The 16,973-nt window shown below is 48.9% G+C and carries 13 protein-coding genes and 1 pseudogene; 8 read left to right on the forward strand and 6 right to left on the reverse strand.

All coding sequences use genetic code 11. The annotated features are described in order from the left end of the window. Nucleotides 1–146: 146 nt before the first annotated feature. Nucleotides 147–617 (reverse strand): L,D-transpeptidase family protein, encoded by a 471-nt coding sequence (locus tag ABD920_RS13995; RefSeq protein ID WP_345159896.1) that lies wholly within the window; start codon nt 615–617, stop codon nt 147–149. A 71-nt stretch (nt 618–688) separates the two neighbouring features. Next, nucleotides 689–814 (reverse strand): hypothetical protein, encoded by a 126-nt coding sequence (locus ABD920_RS14000; protein ID WP_345159898.1) that lies wholly within the window; start codon nt 812–814, stop codon nt 689–691. 271 nt (nt 815–1,085) lie between these two features. On the opposite strand from ABD920_RS14000, the gene ABD920_RS14005 reads away from it, so the two are divergent. From ABD920_RS14005 to ABD920_RS14035, 5 genes and pseudogenes are all read left to right on the forward strand, one after another. Further along, nucleotides 1,086–1,514 carry an IS1/IS1595 family N-terminal zinc-binding domain-containing protein gene (locus ABD920_RS14005; protein ID WP_345159900.1) on the forward strand — a complete coding sequence of 143 codons (429 nt, stop codon included), beginning with the start codon at nt 1,086–1,088 and terminating at the stop codon, nt 1,512–1,514. A 38-nt stretch (nt 1,515–1,552) separates the two neighbouring features. Continuing rightward, nucleotides 1,553–2,014, forward strand: a complete 462-nt coding sequence (locus ABD920_RS14010; protein ID WP_345160795.1) for an IS1 family transposase — start codon at nt 1,553–1,555, stop codon at nt 2,012–2,014. A 360-nt stretch (nt 2,015–2,374) separates the two neighbouring features. Then, a pseudogene (locus ABD920_RS24970) lies at nt 2,375–3,350 on the forward strand (IS701 family transposase). A gap of 58 nt (nt 3,351–3,408) precedes the next feature. Further along, nucleotides 3,409–3,984 carry a Crp/Fnr family transcriptional regulator gene (locus ABD920_RS14030; RefSeq protein ID WP_345159908.1) on the forward strand — a complete coding sequence of 192 codons (576 nt, stop codon included), beginning with the start codon at nt 3,409–3,411 and terminating at the stop codon, nt 3,982–3,984. A 71-nt stretch (nt 3,985–4,055) separates the two neighbouring features. After that, complete coding sequence (locus ABD920_RS14035) at nt 4,056–4,745, forward strand: hypothetical protein (protein ID WP_345159909.1); 690 nt, start codon at nt 4,056–4,058, stop codon at nt 4,743–4,745. 141 nt (nt 4,746–4,886) lie between these two features. Here the strand turns inward: ABD920_RS14035 and ABD920_RS14040 are convergent, their stop codons facing one another. The 3 genes from ABD920_RS14040 to ABD920_RS14045 form a co-directional block, all read right to left on the reverse strand. Further along, nucleotides 4,887–5,255, reverse strand: coding sequence for an IS1 family transposase (locus tag ABD920_RS14040; RefSeq protein ID WP_425568621.1), 369 nt, complete (start codon nt 5,253–5,255; stop codon nt 4,887–4,889). Nucleotides 5,256–5,279: 24 nt separating this feature from the next. Further along, the gene (locus ABD920_RS24975) at nt 5,280–5,420 is read right to left on the reverse strand and encodes an IS1/IS1595 family N-terminal zinc-binding domain-containing protein (RefSeq protein WP_425568622.1); all 141 of its coding nucleotides are present in this window, start codon (nt 5,418–5,420) and stop codon (nt 5,280–5,282) included. Nucleotides 5,421–5,490: 70 nt separating this feature from the next. Further along, nucleotides 5,491–6,519: a phosphotriesterase family protein gene (locus tag ABD920_RS14045; protein ID WP_345159910.1), complete on the reverse strand. Its 1,029-nt coding sequence runs from the start codon at nt 6,517–6,519 to the stop codon at nt 5,491–5,493. Between the two features lie 1,039 nt (nt 6,520–7,558). Between ABD920_RS14045 and ABD920_RS14050 the strand changes: the two genes are divergently transcribed. Together ABD920_RS14050 and ABD920_RS14055 are read left to right on the forward strand one after the other, a co-directional pair. Next, nucleotides 7,559–8,875: a hypothetical protein gene (locus tag ABD920_RS14050; protein WP_345159911.1), complete on the forward strand. Its 1,317-nt coding sequence runs from the start codon at nt 7,559–7,561 to the stop codon at nt 8,873–8,875. A gap of 216 nt (nt 8,876–9,091) precedes the next feature. After that, entirely contained in the window at nt 9,092–11,350 is a 2,259-nt protein-coding gene (locus ABD920_RS14055) for an IPT/TIG domain-containing protein (RefSeq protein ID WP_345159912.1), read from the forward strand. Nucleotides 11,351–11,464: 114 nt separating this feature from the next. Here ABD920_RS14055 and ABD920_RS14060 read toward each other — a convergent pair whose 3' ends face one another. Beyond that, nucleotides 11,465–13,960, reverse strand: a complete 2,496-nt coding sequence (locus ABD920_RS14060; protein ID WP_345159913.1) for a glycogen/starch/alpha-glucan phosphorylase — start codon at nt 13,958–13,960, stop codon at nt 11,465–11,467. A gap of 984 nt (nt 13,961–14,944) precedes the next feature. Between ABD920_RS14060 and ABD920_RS14065 the strand changes: the two genes are divergently transcribed. Then, nucleotides 14,945–16,918, forward strand: coding sequence for a fructose-1,6-bisphosphatase (locus ABD920_RS14065; RefSeq protein WP_345159915.1), 1,974 nt, complete (start codon nt 14,945–14,947; stop codon nt 16,916–16,918). Nucleotides 16,919–16,973 lie beyond the last annotated feature (55 nt).

Genomic DNA, 16,973 nt, shown 5'->3' on the forward strand with positions numbered 1-16,973 from the left:
CAGGATGCAGCTGGACCTGAAGTGAAGACGGACAAAAGGGAAATGATGACACAGTTAGAATTACACTCCCGAACCTTATCATAGTTTATTGTGTGTTGTAGGTGCTAAGGACGGATTTCGATGGGTGTGCCAACCGGAACAGCACGTTACAACTCATCAATTTCATCATTTGTCACAGCAATACAGCCTGCAGTCCAGTCTATGAACCGGTGCCATTTTCCAATGAATGGCATTTTGTTAGGCAAACCATGTATCCTGATATTGCTTCCAACTGGCTGACCCAAGAGGGCTGCTTCACGACGATCAGAAGCGTTGGGATATGAGATACATAAATTCTTATGATACCCGCTATAGGGGTTCTTATCGTTAATCGTGTAAAAACCCTCAGGCGTTTTGTTGTCGCCTTGAAACTGCTTGTCGCCCTCCGGCTGCTTACCCAACGCAATTGTGTAGTTCTTTACCAGTTCGCCTTTAGCATAAGCTTCTAATCTACGCTCTGATTTACGCACTACCAATCGGTCTATTTTAGTGCTGCCAGGTAGACCGTTATCAGTGACGAAGTGATAGCCGAAGTATAAACCTGTACCCAGTAGGAGTAAGAACAGCATGTTTTTCATGAACAGTCAGACTAAGGAGAAATAGGATACACGTAGTTTAGGAATTAGTTTCTGAGCCTATACGAAAAGCATCAAGCAAAAACATCTACACCTTTATAGCCTAAAAACACTTCGCCATAGCACCAGTTGCCTATAAGCTGCATGTGATAAACGGCAGGCTTCATCAGCAGCTTTAATTTTTTAAATACTTTCTGCATCGGTAAGTAATAACTTAAAATATACAAAAGTACCACCACCTGAAAAAGCACGAGGATTAGAAGTAAAAGAGTTGTAGCGAGAGAAAAGCCGGTAAAGGAGAACGTGCACCACATAAACTCTTCGCAAAGCCCTCTCTGTTGCACTACGCCCTCAAGGAAGCAGTCGAAAGAAAGTTTGAGTGCCTTAACACAAAAGGAGCTAGTGGAATATGGTAGCACCAAACAAGTAATGCCGCTGTTTTCTATATAGTATCACCAAGCTAGAAGACCCATGGCAGAAGTAGTTTGTCCTGCATTTGCATCCACTAATATAAAGCTAAACGGCCATATACATAACGGAAAGCAGAACCACCTGTGCAAAGACTGCGGCAGGCAGTTTGTGGCAGACAGGGAAAAGAGACTGATAAGCGACTCTGATAAGGCCATGATTGACAAGCTGCTGCTGGAGAAGATATCCTTGGCGGGTATTGCCCGTGTGGCCGAGGTGAGCCAGGTGTGGCTTCAGGGTTATGTGAGCGAGCTTTACGCCGCCCAGCCCGATGACCTCCATGTACTCATTCCGAGCAAAGAAGCGATGGAGGCTCACCGAGAGGACAGGTTTGATGAGCACGTCTACAAGATAGAGGCTTTAAAAAAAACGCTGCGCCAGTTGAGTCTGCGCTATCATGGGAGGATATTGCGGCATTTAACCCTTTCCTGAGCCAAGAGCCCACTTTTGAAGCGCTCCACGACCCGCTGCTGGAGAGCCTTTATGAGCAGAAGGAAGGGGTGCTCTGCGAGCTTTACCGCTGTGAGGCAGATGAGATGTGGAGCTTTGTGGGCAGGAAGGGCAACAAGCAGTGGCTCTGGCTGGTGATGAACACGGCCAACCGGCAGATCGTCGCTTTCCATGTAGGAGGAAGGGGGCAGGAAGAGGCAAAACTGCTATTTGAAAAAGTGCCGGAGGTTTTCCGCCGGAACGCCACCTTTTTTACTGACTTCTGGAGCGGTTACCATATCCTGGAGGAGGGGCGGCATGTGGCGGCGGGCAAGGAAAAGGGCTATACCAACCACATCGAAAGGTTCAACAACACCATGAGGCAAAGGTGCAGCAGACTGGTGAGAAAGACGCTGGCTTTCTCGAAAAAGCTAGAAAACCATGTCGGTGCCATAAAGTACTTTATTTGCCACTACAATAGATGCTTAGCATTACATATTTAACACTACCTGGAATATATCGTGAAGGAGCACGGGGTGAGTTTTTATCACGTGGGAGGCAGTTCAAAGTGTAGAAGTTCTTGTCCGGGTGCTGTAATAGTAATATGTGGGAAGTAAAAGGGAAGATTGCCACCCGATAAAAAGAGTATTGAAGGTGTTCGAACGACTTGGGCTGATAGTATCTGTTAGTGAATGTAGTTATGCGCATTGCTTCTTCAGAAGGAGCACCTGCTGCTTAAGAGGTGTACTTGAAGGTATTTGACTGAATCACCTTAACTCTTACCTTTTTCCTGATGACTCGCCATTTGATTTCTTTTAGGAGTTACGCAACCTACTTCTTTGACGTAGAATCATATAAAAGTCATGGAATCTGCTCAATACATCGCCTATTTGTTGAGTGAGCCACGCAAGGTGAGCTGCGTGAAGGCAAGCGAGGTGTTGGAGGTGTCACATGACGAGATAAACCGCTTTCTGCTCAGCAACGACTTTACAGGGAAAGAACTCTTTGAGGCCGTAAAAGCGGGTTTGCGCCTGGAGGGCGGCACTTCGTCGGCCGATGACTCGGTGCTCGACAAGCCTTTCACCGACTTGCAGTCAACAGAGCTGGTGGGCTTTTTCTGGTCAGGCAGGCATCACAGGACGGTGAAGGGCATCAGCCTCATCGCCCTTTTCTACACCGACCCATCGGGTCTGAGGTTTCCGGTCAACTTCGGTTGTACCGGCACCGGGAGGGGAAAAGCAAGCATGACTATTTCCAGCAGATGGTGAAGGAATGCCTTGAATGGGGCCTGCGCCCGGCCTGGGTGAGCGCCGACAGCTGGTACGCCTCCCTGGAGAACCTGAAGTTCCTTAGAGACAAGGAAGTGGGTTTTCTCATCGGGCTCGAGGCCAACCGCATCGTCTCCTCCCTGCCCGGCAGCCATGAGCAGGTGGGGCAAATAGAGGCTTTCCCGGAGCAAGGGCTCTTGACGCATCTAAAGGGTTTTGATTTCGTGAAAGTGTTTCGGAGGAGTGGGCAAAGAAGGCCGCGTGAGACACTATGCCATGTACCTGCCCGACAGGGTAGAAGTGCAGGCAACTAAGCAGGGAGGTCTTTGAGCAGGTGAAGGCGCAGCACTGGCATGTGGAGGAGTTCTTCCGGACTCTAAAGCAGGAATGCCACGCACAGGACTTCTTTGTCAGGGACACACAGGCCATCAAGAACCACATCTTCTGCGTGCTCAGGGCATTTCAGAGGCTGGTGTGGATGAGCCAGGATCAAATCATTGTAAACGTTTACGCCCTGCAGAGAAAGCTATTCCTCCAGGTGCAGAGAGAGTTCATTCAAAACTATGCGTAACTCCTATCTTTGGTCAATTTCCCGATGTTTACAGTGGCCTCTGAACAGATATTTATATATGGAAAATCTCGTCTTATTCCTTCAGAATACAATGCCTGTTAACCCCAATATAGCAAGAGATATTGCCGCGCATTTCAATGAGAGATCATTTGGAAAGGGGGAGCTGTTTCTGAAGGAAGGACAAGTAAGCAATGAATACCTCTTCCTTGAGTCGGGTTGCATGCGTTCCTTTTTATATGACACAGAAGGTAATGAGGTGACGATGAACTTTTTCACAGCTCAGCAGCCTGTCTTTGAGGTAGCCTCCTTTTTTCAACAGATTCCCGCCGAAGAATACCTTGAGGCCGTCACTCAGTCTAACGGCAGCGTGATAAGCTACGACAAGCTCAATTATCTTTTTCACGCTATTCCTGAGTTTAGGGAAATCGGAAGAGCCCTGCTGGTGAAGGGATTTATACAGTTTAAGAAACGGACGCTGTCGCTGATAAATAAGACGGCTGATGAGCGCTATAAAGAGCTGATGCGCACAAACCCTGAAGTCTTTCAGTATGCATCACTCAAGCACATTGCCTCCTACCTGGGCGTGACAGACACATCCTTGAGCAGAATACGGAGAGAGTTTCTAAATAAGTAATTCTTGTCATTTGGCAAGAATTATGTGCCGTACTACTCCTTCCTTTGCATTGTAATCATAGCCACAATGCCATGGAAAAGGTATCGGTTTTAACGCACATCCTTTTTGTGCTCTCAACAACCTTCGTAGTTTACCAGTTATATAAAGCCTCGCAGCGTTCAGGAATGCTCCTCGCAGCGCTTGTACTATGGGCTCTTATCACAGCCGCCTTAGGTGCAGCAGGTTTTTATCGTCAAGGCGACCAAATGCCCCCGCGCTTCCTGTTTTTGGTTGGTCCAGGTATTGCAGTTGTCCTCATTGCGCTTTTTACCCAAAGAGGGAGGGCATTTTCAGACTCGCTTGATATCGCTGACCTCACTTTGCTGCACTCTGTGAGGCTCCCTATTGAAATCGTGCTCTACCAACTCTATGCGGCAGCACTGGTTCCCCAAATCATGACTTTTGAGGGCATCAACTTTGACATCTTCACAGGCTTTTCAGCGCCGATAATTTATTACTTTACCTTCATGCGGAGAACAATGCACTTGAGATGGTTGCTCGTATGGAATTTCGATTGCCTGATACTGCTGTTCACCATTATGGCCTTAGCCATAATGTCCTCCCCTACACCTTTTCAACAATTTGGTTTCGAGCAACCAAACACAGGGGTAACTTACTTTCCGTATGTGTGGCTGCCAAGCATCATTGTCCCAGCCGCCTTGCTTTCACATCTTGTGAGCATTAGAAAACTTCGGTTGCGCTTTAGAAAGTATGATGGTTAAAATAGCTGACGGTTATGTTCATAGCATACATATGGTTTTCTTCTTTCTTTGAAAAGCGAGTTGCTTTCCGGTTTATTCTTCTATTTCTGAGCCTTGGTGCCGTGTTCACCCCTTCAATGGCCTTGGTGAATTTTTTTCCGATCAGGTGTTTTCGTAAGGCAGCACCTTTTGGAAGGCCTTCCACTTGTCGGTGCAGAACCAGTCGACCTCCACGCCCCCGAGCTTGCGGGAGAGCTTCCGCACGGTTGCAGCTCTCCTCGAGCCACAGACCATGGCCACTATTTCCTTGCTTTCCGGGCAGTAAGCGTACAGAAACCAGCGCTTGCGCTTCTTGCTGCCCACATAGCTCCACAGCTCGTCTAGCTGCAGCCGCTCGTAGTGCCGCTTTTCGGCCACCGGACCAGCCCGCTCGGCCAGCCGCTGCAAATGTCGCAGCACACACACCTGGCTCACGCCCAGCACCTGGGCGATGTCACTTACGCCCGAGCCCCGCACCAGCATGCGACTCATAAGACGCTTGTTGGCTGGGTCGGCTCAGTACAGATACCCGTGCAGAAACTGCTTTGCGCAGTCTTTGCATTTAAAGTTCTGCTGCCCCGTAACTTTTTTGCCGTTTTTGACGACCTTACTACAGTAGCAGTGGGGACAATAGATATGGACTTCTAACACACACATCCATATCTAACAGCTCCACTGCTATTTCTCTTCAGGAAGCATCATACTTTGTAAAGCATTACCCGATTTTTTACTCGTTAATTTCCCTGATGTTTACAGCATAGGCCATCTGTGGATTCTTAATTAGCAATAAGTCGACATCCTCCTGACTAAACCCATTTTCCTTTAAGGCAGGAATCAGATGTTCGAAAATATCGGTATAACCGCGATAGTTCCCACCGTTTTCCTGTCCCGGCTCATACCACCCCGCATCATGGGATATCAATACTTTATGAAGCACTTTTTCTTTTTTTAATTTTGCCAGAAGGGCTACATACCAATCAATTCCACCAGGTTTATTTAAATTGTTTTTATTCACATTATCCAGCGAAATCCATGCGCCTTGTTTTGCAGCTTTGACATACCCTTCAATCGTGCCATCCTGGGCGTGCGTCCACACGAAGGCTTCAGGGGATACCCCTTCGTTTTTCAAAATCTCTAATTGCGCAAATGCCGGGTCATCTGCGCCCGTATGCGAGACAATGGTCAATCCTGTTGCTTTATGCGTAATTGCTGCGGCTTTAACAATTTTTGCATGCAATGGCGACAAGGCGCCTTTCCATTCTACTGATATCTTAATGAAACCCGGAAATACACCGGAGGCTTCAATTCCATTGTTGAATTCACCGATCCACACTTTGGCAATGTCCTCGGGAGTTGCACCAAAAGCGTGATTCGGCATATATTTATTGTCTACTGCCCCATAATAGCCTGTATTGGTAACAATGTTAATTCCGGTTTTTTCGGAAAGCTCCCTCAGTAATATAGGATCGCGGCCTAAATAGGCAGGGGTGCACTCAAATAATGTATTTACACCTTTATGTTTAGCTTCCATTAAAAAAGGAAGCGCCCTTTCAATCACATCACGCTTTTCCCATCGATGGTATCCGGTGCTGTCAGCTCCAATAAAATCGACCAGTATATGCTCATGTATTAAACTGACCCCCATTTCTTCGACAGGTATTTTGCCCTTGACAGTAATAAGATTGCCTTGCTTTAAATTTTGGGAGCAACTTGTCACAAAAAAAATTGCAACCAGACTTATAATGAATTTGCTCATCAACATAAAGAGTCTCTTTAGAAATAAGGATTCATATATACTCAAACATTTCCTGAATCTATAACCAGCAGAACGAAAGCTTCCGTGGTAGTGAGAAGCCTCTTGTAGTCCTTTGCTTAAGCGTCCGCCTTAGTCTATTCAGGCTCCGGTCCGCGACCAGTTTCTACAATTTAGGATACTCCGTATCTAACTGCCGCATCTAATATAATTCACTCACTTCTAAACCTCCTTATTTTATCTTCCCGTTGTAAATGGGGCCTCAAAGATGCGTAACTTGCAGTATTCCATTACAACCGGAACACCGATTTCATTCTGCCTGATGGCAACTGCATCTGTGCTCCTGTGAACCTCGTCTTATTCATGGCAATCCGATTTATAGCCAATTTAAAATTGCGCAGTACCTCTTCTTATATATAACGTCTGGATCATAAGAGTTAGCAATCTATTACTTCTGTGGAGGCTTATCATATATAGGATAGCGTATACCCAATCAATTTTTATCACACATCATAGCAGCAATTTGTTATGATTACATTGTACATTTTTCACTCCTGAACGTATATATCTTACAATACGCTTATAACAAAAGTGCTGGTTTTGTGAACTAAACTGGCGAAACAACAGGTAAATCCCGCAGGGCACCACCACCCACTGCCCGAATGCGCCCTCTACTTGAATAGACCATTTCCTGATGCAAAGTAGGAAAATGCCAGCATCGAAAGCGGTCTTTCCAGGGTTATATACTTTTCTGATTAGACTGACAGGAGATAATGTAGATGTTTCCATGTGTGCAGCTAGAAATTCTTTGAATGTGTCACTTACCTTGGACCATGTCCATTGTATTGACGAAGGGGATGGCCCCGGCAACGCTGAACCTTACTTATGGACGTTGTTTTTTAAAATTGACGGCAGTACTTGTCGCCTGACGGCGAATCTGAAGTTATCGGGGTCCATTACAATAGTTCGAACAAATGGGGGGCATGGCAACCTCGGCACCACCAATGTGGAAGCGGGCGATCATATCCCAATTCCTCCTCCTTTGGGAAAATGGGAAACAACTCTCCTTCCTGTTCCGCTGGAAAACCCAATCACGCTCCGGGAACCACCCGGAGAGACTATAGTCGACATTCCCGGCACGATCGGCATCGTTTGTATCCTGATGGAAGAGGACAGTCTGCCTGACAGTGCCGCAAGGGATGGCTATGATGCTTTCTGTTCCACATTCGAAACTAAAATGAATGAGGTCATCAACACCCTGGGGTTGACACAGAAGGAGTTGACGGAGGAAAATGAATCCCAAATCCAGCTATCTGTTCGCCAAGCCATTGAAGGGGCCATGGCGGGAAACCTGAACATTCTGGAAAGTCTATGGAATTGGGCAACTGGCCCGGATCAGAACCTGGGCAGCGCCACCTTTAAATTTGACCACGACCAACTGGCACAGCGAAGGGAAATAGCTTTTACGGATCGGTGGAAGCAAGGGGTAAGTGTCTTTGACCCGCTGGACGACAATTGGAAAAACAAGGTGGTAAGAGGGCCCGGACGGTTTATCGAAAGCGGGGGCGAATGGGAGATCTTCGGCAAAATAAACGCCAAGCCTGTTGAACAGTTCATAGGTCCTTTTGGCCCAATTACTCCCTTCAGTCAGGAGGAAGTGGTGATGCACACTTTCCGGCACAGGGCTGGGGTCGCCTCAGAACAAGGGTTTGTAGGTGCCTTTCCTACCTTTTACTTCAGACGGGAAGGCATCCGGGAATATGGCGGCACGGTTTTCATCAGACCGGGTTTCGCTGAGTGGCGGGATATTCCATTAAGCGAGCTGGGGAATCCCGCTTTGACTGATTTCGGGGCCAGGTTCCGGGCCACCCAAGTTTATGCAGTTCAGCATGGCTTTATCGGGGGATTCCCCAATTTCTTTCATGCCGATCGCCTGATACTCGCTCCGATCCACGGAAGCATGGAAGCCTCTGCCAGGCTGGATAACCCAAGGTACCCTACTGAACAACAGCCAACGCTGGAGGGATTCTATACCGAAACGGATGTCACACGGAGCGCCCGGGTAGGGGTGCCGAACGCAGGGATGGTGCTGGCGACTGTTTGCGGGACTGTGCTGGTGAAACATGATCAGGCAGTGTTCCGCGATGTCCTGCTGGCGGATTTAGGTAACCCCGATCTTTCTGACATTGAAGCAAGGTTCAGATTAAGCCATAATTACGCTGTGCAACAAGGATTTATAGGGGGCTTCCCGACATTCTTTCATGCCGGTCAGGGCAATTCCATTGTATGCGGCACCATTCTGCTGCGACCACAGGCAGCTGAGTTTCGTGACGTGCTTGTATGGACCGGGCCGAGCTAGCACAGCGTATGCTCAAAATGATTTATATATAATCAATCACCCGGGATGGCCAGCTAATACCCTATCTGTTCCCTTCCCGCCCTTCTGTTGTTCCTATATGTCAATCATAGTCAGGATCGAAAACTTCCCTCACACAACCTTTCAATCCAAAGCCTTACTGCGATGCCGCTCTTACCTCCCCAACTTTTCGGTCCGCTGTCAGAGTGCAGCCGATCCATGATCTATGAAAACGCCAGCTTCGGCGCAAAAGTAGTCCTTGTTCGTATTCGAAACGGAGTGAAGCAGGAAGTAGGCGCAACACAGGCCGTCCAAAGCCGGGGAATCATCTCTTTGGAAGCGGGTGAGGAATTGATGGCCCTGGATAAAATCACCATCTACCAGAAAACAGATACAGATTCCAGCCACGAGCAACCCGATGCGGTGGAAGTACAGAGTAGCGGGAAGGATATAAATCCCCCCCAGGTGCTGACTCACCTATACCATTGCTCGCGCGGGTTTACTTTAGGGGGCATGCGACCTGGAACCAAAGTGGAAGCCCTGGAGGACAACACCGCCATCGGGCAGGGGGAGGCAATTGACGGCACGGCCTTTATCCAGATAAATGAGTTTGGCTTACCCTTGCCCGGGGCTGTTCTCACTGCCAGGCAGCATGTTTGCCCAAAGCCTCCCCCACCCAATAATGCCCCCGAATGGATAGTGGACACCTCCCTCCCTGCTGTTGAGGCCTTGCCGACCCAGGTTCCGACAGGAGGGCAACTACCGGCCCCGAACATTACAAAGGGCGTGACTGCCTGTTCCCGTGCCGTGGAAGTCACGGATGTGATTCCCGGCGCAGAAGTATTCATTGAGGATGCCAATGCTGCTTGGTGGGCCTGGGTGGGACCTTCTGAACAGACGACTGTCACCGTCAGGTTGCCTGTCCCGTTAGAGGAGGGGCGCCAGGTAAAGGTGCGGCAGGAAGTCGGGATGCGCTGTGAATACCATCCTGAGGTTCGCCAACTGACGGTAGGCCCACCGGAGAGCCTTGAGAAGCCTAGGCTATGGCAGATCGACTGTCATTCATTAGCGTTTGTCCACGTCGCTGAACTGAAGCCGGAAGCAGATCTGGAATTCGAGGTAACTTTTCAGGGGGTGACAACTATTTACCGAGGCCAGGCAACAAATAAAATCGGCTATGTGCCGGCACCCATCATGCCGGAAGGAGCTACCGTGCGTGTTCGGCAAGGGGAATGCGGCCACTGGAGCGACTGGTCAGAGCCCCGTACAACCGCTGTGTTCGCAGGGCCCGTGCAAAAACCGCGTATTACCTCCGAGCTGTTCCACTGCCAGCGAAGCGTGCCTGTAGAGAACGTCTTTCCGCTCGCTGGCATAGTCCGGGTGGTCTCAAATGCCTTGGGGACAATTGCCCAGAGCACAGTCAGCAGCGATATCATGTCTATACAGGTTGCCCCTAGTTTGATCGCCGGACATGAGATTCGGGTGGAGCACGAGCTTTGCGGTATGTTGGAAACCTCTGACATGAAGCGCGTCAACCCACTGGCGCATATCAGTCCGGGCAAGGTGGAAGGCCCCCTCTTTGATGGGGATACTTCCGTCAGGGTGAAGGATGTTACGGCCAACGCCTATGTGGAGCTTTGGGACCAATCCCACAGGATCCACAGTGGCTATGCTCCATTTAGCAGCGACGGTAAGGCCACCGTCACGTTCAGTGATTTCGGCAAGTTGCATGCCGGGCAGCACATCTACATGAAGTTCTGGTACTGCGGGCACTATGGCCGAAACGAGGGGCTACCCGTCGCGTTTCATGCTCCTGTTCTGAGCCAGATCATACCTGATTCGGCTTTGGTTGGGAGCAGCGCAATAACTTTAACCGCGAAAGGTTCCTATTTCCGGCAAGGAGCCGTATTACGCTGGGGAGGGCAGAACCGTACCACCACCTTTGTCTCTGGCAGCGAGGTAACGGCCCAAATCGGCGCCAGCGATCTGGCTTCCGCTCGGAGCTTGCCAGTGTTGGTCGTTAACACGGACGGGAAGATGACAGGTTCCCTGCAATTCAAGGTTGAGGCGCCGCCGCCCCCTCCTCCTCCCCCAGCCTCCCTCAAGTTGGACATGTCAGTATCCCTAGGCGCAATGGGTACGATCAGAATAAACAGGGCTACTTTTCAGGTGACTCCGTCTCATACCAACGTGATGGAAACATACGCCGGCGTGGTGGCAGCGAATGGAGTAAGTGCGAAAGCCCTGTTTGAAAAATCCAATTACCCCAACGGCACTTATTACGTCGCCGTTCAGGAGGTTGAGTTCACGTACACTGACCCTGGCACAGCCACACCGGTTAAAACCACGACACTCTCAGGACCATGGGATCAGCCGTCGCAAGGCAGGGCGTTTTCGTTGGTGGCCGGAGTGCCAATTGCCGCTAATTTCTCAGTAATGTTAGATAACCTGAACCCAACCCGCTTCCTAATTGCATAAGGACGAAGAAAACACAATATACAAACCTATGTGGTAAATATTTTTTCGATGCGGCAGCTACACTTAACCTCATATACAGGGAGAACCCTACCCCATCTTTTGTTTTAAATTCTGCTACATCAGGTTTATAGGCTTTACGTTCCAAATCATATCACTGTAATCTTTAATAGACCGGTCGGATGAAAACTTTCCCATACGGGCAACATTTAATATAGACTTCCGGGTCCATTCTCCTGGATCAAGCCAAAGTTTATATACTCGCTCCTGACAATCAACATAATCCTGGAAATCAGCCAATAACATATATGGGTCCTGATAGAGAAGGTTCTCATAAAGTGGTTTGAACAACTGAGTGTCTTCTGGTGCTAAAGCTCCTGAAATCAGAAAGTCCAGTACTTCCTTTAAGAGCTGATTCTGCTGATAAATGTCAAATGGATGATACCCTGAAGATTTAGCCGCCTGCGCTTGCTCTACGCTGTGGCCAAAAACGAAAAAGTTTTCTTCGCCTACTTCTTGCCTGATCTCCACATTGGCCCCATCCAAGGTACCGATGGTAAGCGCCCCATTGAGGGCAAACTTCATATTACCGGTACCGGATGCCTCCATACCAGCCAATGAAATCTGCTCTGACAGGTCTGCTGCAGGATATAGACTTTGTGCTTTTTTGACATTAAAATCCGGCAGGAAAATTACTTTCATCTGATCCTGTACTTCGGCGTCCCGGTTAATCAGTTCTGCAACACAATTGATTAGTTTGATGATTAGTTTAGCCATCACATACCCGGGGGCGGCTTTTCCTGCAAAAATAAATGTGCAGGGGGAGAAATTCGCAAGCTCTCCTTTTTTGAGTCGGAGGTATAAACTGATAATATGTAAAACTTTGAGGTGTTGCCGCTTGTATTCATGGATCCGCTTGGCCTGGATATCGAAAAGCATGGCCGGGTCTAGCTCAATTCCTGTTTGTCTCAGAATTTGAGAAGATAAGTTCTGCTTGTTTTTGTACTTTATATCCATCCATTCCTTTTGAAAGGAGGTGTCGTCTGCAAAATCCTCGAGTTTTTTTAGCCGTTCCAGGTTTGTTGGCCAGTCTATCCCAACGTGTTTATCAATAAGAGCAGCCAGGAGAGGGTTACAGATACACAGGAACCTCCGGGGGGTGATGCCGTTGGTTATATTGCAGAACTTTTCAGGGGAAAGCACGGCAAAATCATGGAGAACCTCCTTCTTTAGCAGCTCAGAGTGCATGGCGGATACCCCGTTCACTTTGTGGCTCCCTATGGTAGCCAGGTGTGCCATCCGGATATAACGCCCGCCACTCTCTTCGATAATAGACATACGCGCTATCTGCGCATCATCGCAGGCATACCGTGTGCGCAATTCCTCCAGAAAGCGATGGTTGATTTCATATATAATTTCCAGATGCCTTGGCAACACTTTTTCAAATAACTGTACCGGCCACTTTTCCAGTGCCTCCGGCAATAGGGTATGGTTGGTATAGGCGAAACAATTTTGAGTAACGTGCCATGCCTTCTCCCATTCCACCTGGTGCACGTCAACCAATAGCCGCATGAGCTCTGCCACGGCGATAGCGGGATGGGTATCATTTAGCTGGATGGCGAATTTTTCATGCAATTGCTCAATCCTTCGCCCCTGCGTCAGGTGTAGATGCATGATGTCCTGCAGAGAGCAGGTAACAAAGAAATACTGCTGCTTCAGCCTTAGCTCTTTCCCACCAAGCGCCTGGTCGTTCGGATACAGCACTTTGGTGATGTTCTCAGAAATCATTTTCGCCTCAACCGCACGGTAATAGTCGCCCAAGTTAAAAGCAGCGAAATCGAATGACTCAATGGCTTCCGCTCTCCAAAGCCTTAGTACCGCGCCATTCCCCTGGTAACCCAGAATGGGGGTATCATATGCGGTACCTTTCACTTCTGAACCAGGTATCCAGGTAACTGACAATTTACCATCGGGACCTTTGCTGTACTCTGTCCTGCCGCCAAATTTTACTTCATACGCGGTTTCAGGCCGCACCACCTCCCAGGGGTTTCCATAATGAAGCCATTTGTCCGTAAGCTCTACCTGCCACCCATCCTTTATCATCTGGTCGAAAATACCGAATTCGTACCGGATACCATAAGCGATGGCCGGTATGCCCAGGGTTGCCAGAGAATCAAGGTAGCACGAAGCCAGCCTTCCCAAGCCCCCATTGCCCAAGCCAGGCTCTTCCTCTATATCGAACAGTTCATCTAAATCTATGTCCAGTTCTTCCATGGCCTCACGGGTTTGCGGGGTGATTCCAAGGTTTAGCAAGTTGTTGGCAAGGTGCGGGCCTGGCAGGTATTCCGCTGAAAGGTAGGCAACTCCCCGGGCATCCTGTCTCGAGATGGTCTCCGTTGTCAGTACAAATTTCTGGAAGATCCGGTCCCGTACGGTCATGGCCAGCGCAGTATACAAATCATGTGGCGTCGTCAGGACTGGGATGCGGCCAATGCCAAAGAACAGATTCTCCAGAAAGGAGGCTTTGATGTCTTCTTTGGAGTTGCCGACCCGCCTGGATCCTGCCGGGGATAATACACTTAATTTCTCATTTAATCTTTTCTCATCTTTCATACTCCTTGCTTTTCAATACAGGAATTATTTGCCGCTCTGCTCGTTTGGATTCAACCAGATATGATTTAATCCTATATAGCGAGGAGGCTCTCTTAATTGGCATCATCTAATCAGTCATGCCCTTCCTATAACTTGATCCATAGGATCAAGGTTAAGATCTAGGGTCAGTTTCGAATTATGCAGTTCCCATTTTCTGAAAAACTTTCGATAGCCAGTGTGAAATTGGAGAGGGTCGGGTTTATCAGGACGCTAATCTTGAGATATAATTCCACCAGCACCCGCATACTTCACTCGAAGCTGCTCGACAGAGCCCACCCCTGCCCCGCCAGGAAAATGAATCTCCACACAGGTTTAATGCAGGGCGCATGAACCAATTGATGTTGGCTTAAGTGCCGTATTCATGTTAAACAGGAAAAGCAGGATGCGTGATATATTCTTTACGCCAACTCTTCCAGCTTTTCCTGTTTGTCAATTTCACGACCCATCTAAACTAGCTTGGTTGATCCTTCCTGCCTGCCAGGTCAGCAGATACAACGGCATCATGTGCCGTATGGATTTTTGCTCACACCCTATATAACCTAAGCGTTGAAAGCGGTCTGTCCCGCCACGTGTCAGGTGTTTTCTTGTATAATAAGTATGAAATAAACCGATGTATATAGCTCATATATGCGATGGCTGAAGCTTATATAGGACTATATAGATCACCCAAAAGTCGGCATCTGTTTTCCAAAAAGGCTTGGCGATAAACAGGGCAAGAGCACTCAAAATAATTTAACTCTTTTAAAAAATAGACTTTCTGAACTTCCTTTTTTGCTTAATACCAGTACATCAAGAATGGCTGGAAGGCATATAATCGTTCTCCGGCTCCGTAAAGGAAACAGGATATAGGGTAGGCTCCAGAACGGGACGGCAGGCGCGCTCTATATGTTGCTGTGTTATCTTTATCTGATCAGGGTTTAAGGAAGGCCTACACCCCAGTTATATATGAAAAACGATATCAAATATTTAAAGCTGCTATCTGACCGCTTTCCAAATTCGGCGCAGGCAGGGAAAGAAATCATTCTCCTGGAGGCTTTGCTGTCACTCCCCAAAAGCCCTGAGCTTTTCATTAGTGATATACATGGGGAGCACGAGACCTTTCAGCACATGCTCCGGAACGGCTCCGGGCTGATCCGTCAGAAGATCGAGGCCTTGTTCAGCGCCACCTTAAGCCAGCAGGAGCTCCGCAGGCTGGCTGCCCTGATCTATTATCCCCAGGAAAAAATCCAGATCATCAAAAAGGAAAGCCCAGACCTTGCCCTTTTTTATACCAGCACCATCCAAAGACTGGTTTGCATCGCCTACGAGTTCACCACCATCTACACGAAAAGGAAAATCGACCGCCTCCTGTCGAAGGAGTACGGGCCCATTATTTCCGAATTACTGCAGGGGGAGGCGCTGGGTGAAAGGAAGCGCGCATACAATGAGAGGCTACTGAAGGCAGTAGCGGAAATAGGCGCCAGTGAGCAGCTGATCGTTGCCCTGGCCGAGTTTATCCGGCGCATCGCCATTGCCAAAATCCACGTGATCGGCGACATCTATGACAGGGGCACCGGTGCGGAAGCCGTCGTGGACAGCCTGATTGATTACCATTCCGTCGACATCCAGTGGGGGAACCATGACATTGTCTGGATGGGGGCTGCTTCGGGCTCCCTGGCCTGCATGGCCAATGTCATCCGGCTCTCGCTCCGCTACGGCAACACCGATACGCTGGAGAAGGGTTATGGGATCAACCTCATCCCGCTGGCGTCTTTTGCCCTGGAGCATTACAAGGAGGATAAAAGCCTTGTGTTCAACCCTAAAATCAACCCTGAGGAACTGCTGAATGAAAGCGAGCACTGGCTTAACCGCATCATGCACAAGGCCATCAGCCTTATTCAATTCAAGCTGGAGGATCAGCTGATCGCCCGCAGGCCGGACTTCCGGATCGGACACCGGAAAATGCTCTCCAACATCAATTTCAAGACGGGCGAGATCCAGATCGAGGGCAAGGTTTACCAATTGAAAGACACGTATTTCCCCACGATTGACCCGGAACAGCCTGAAAGGCTTTCAAAGGAGGAAGAGGACCTGGTCGAGAAGCTCTCTGACTCATTTCAGCACAGCAGCAGGCTGAAGAAGCACGTGCAGTTCCTTTTTGAGAAGGGCTCGATGTACCATATCTCCAATAATTGCCTGCTGTTTCACGGGTCTATCCCCCTTGATGAAAAAGGGAACCTCGCCCAGGTGGATCTATTGGGTAAGAAACTCAAAGGCAGGGAATATATGGATTTCCTGGACAAGCTCACCCGGGAGGCTTTTTCCGGGGTCGTGGGCACGCCGGAGAACGAACTGGCCGTGGATATGATGTGGTACCTGTGGGCAGGCCCACAGTCGCCATTGTTCGGGAAAAATAAGATGACAACCTTTGAGCGGTACTTTATCAGCGACCCCGCCGCCCACAAGGAGGTGAAGGGGTATTATTACCAGTACAGGGATGATCCCGCAACCTGCGATACCATACTAAAAGAATTCGGACTGGAGCCCCAGAACTCCCTGATCATAAACGGACACGTTCCCGTGGTGGTCAGGGAGGGGGAAAACCCGATCAAGGCGAATGGAAAGCTCATTGTGATTGATGGGGGCTTTGCCAAAGCGTACCAGGAACAGACAGGGATAGCGGGGTACACGTTAATCTTCGATGAGCAGGGAAAGCAACTCATTGCGCATCTCCCCTTCGAGTCCACGGAGAAAGCGATAGCGGATGAAGTTGATATCTTATCGAGCGAAACGCTCTACTCCTACTCCGGGAAACCCCTGAAAGTTGCAGACATCAGGGACGGGGACAGGATCAAGGAGTTGGTAGAGGATCTGAAGGAATTACTCAGCTGCTACCGCGCAGGACGCTTAACGGAGCGGTTCCAACCAACAGGTAACTAAATTAAAGCGTGTCATTTGCGCCTGTCTCAACCGTAAGGTGTTTATCTTTTTTTAT

This window comes from Pontibacter saemangeumensis (assembly GCF_039541895.1).
Classification (GTDB): domain Bacteria; phylum Bacteroidota; class Bacteroidia; order Cytophagales; family Hymenobacteraceae; genus Pontibacter; species Pontibacter saemangeumensis.

Excerpts from the sequence above, each read along its gene's own strand:
- ABD920_RS14060 (WP_345159913.1), bottom strand. The coding sequence starts at position 13,960 with ATGAAAGATGAGAAAAGATTAAATGAGAAATTAAGTGTATTATCCCCG.
- ABD920_RS14065 (WP_345159915.1), top strand. The coding sequence starts at position 14,945 with ATGAAAAACGATATCAAATATTTAAAGCTGCTATCTGACCGCTTTCCA.
- ABD920_RS14030 (WP_345159908.1), top strand. The coding sequence starts at position 3,409 with ATGGAAAATCTCGTCTTATTCCTTCAGAATACAATGCCTGTTAACCCC.
- ABD920_RS13995 (WP_345159896.1), bottom strand. The coding sequence starts at position 617 with ATGAAAAACATGCTGTTCTTACTCCTACTGGGTACAGGTTTATACTTC.
- ABD920_RS14035 (WP_345159909.1), top strand. The coding sequence starts at position 4,056 with ATGGAAAAGGTATCGGTTTTAACGCACATCCTTTTTGTGCTCTCAACA.
- ABD920_RS14045 (WP_345159910.1), bottom strand. The coding sequence starts at position 6,519 with ATGAGCAAATTCATTATAAGTCTGGTTGCAATTTTTTTTGTGACAAGT.
- ABD920_RS24975 (WP_425568622.1), bottom strand. The coding sequence starts at position 5,420 with ATGTGTGTGTTAGAAGTCCATATCTATTGTCCCCACTGCTACTGTAGT.
- ABD920_RS14005 (WP_345159900.1), top strand. The coding sequence starts at position 1,086 with ATGGCAGAAGTAGTTTGTCCTGCATTTGCATCCACTAATATAAAGCTA.
- ABD920_RS14000 (WP_345159898.1), bottom strand. The coding sequence starts at position 814 with ATGCAGAAAGTATTTAAAAAATTAAAGCTGCTGATGAAGCCTGCCGTT.
- ABD920_RS14055 (WP_345159912.1), top strand. The coding sequence starts at position 9,092 with ATGATCTATGAAAACGCCAGCTTCGGCGCAAAAGTAGTCCTTGTTCGT.
- ABD920_RS14040 (WP_425568621.1), bottom strand. The coding sequence starts at position 5,255 with ATGAGTCGCATGCTGGTGCGGGGCTCGGGCGTAAGTGACATCGCCCAG.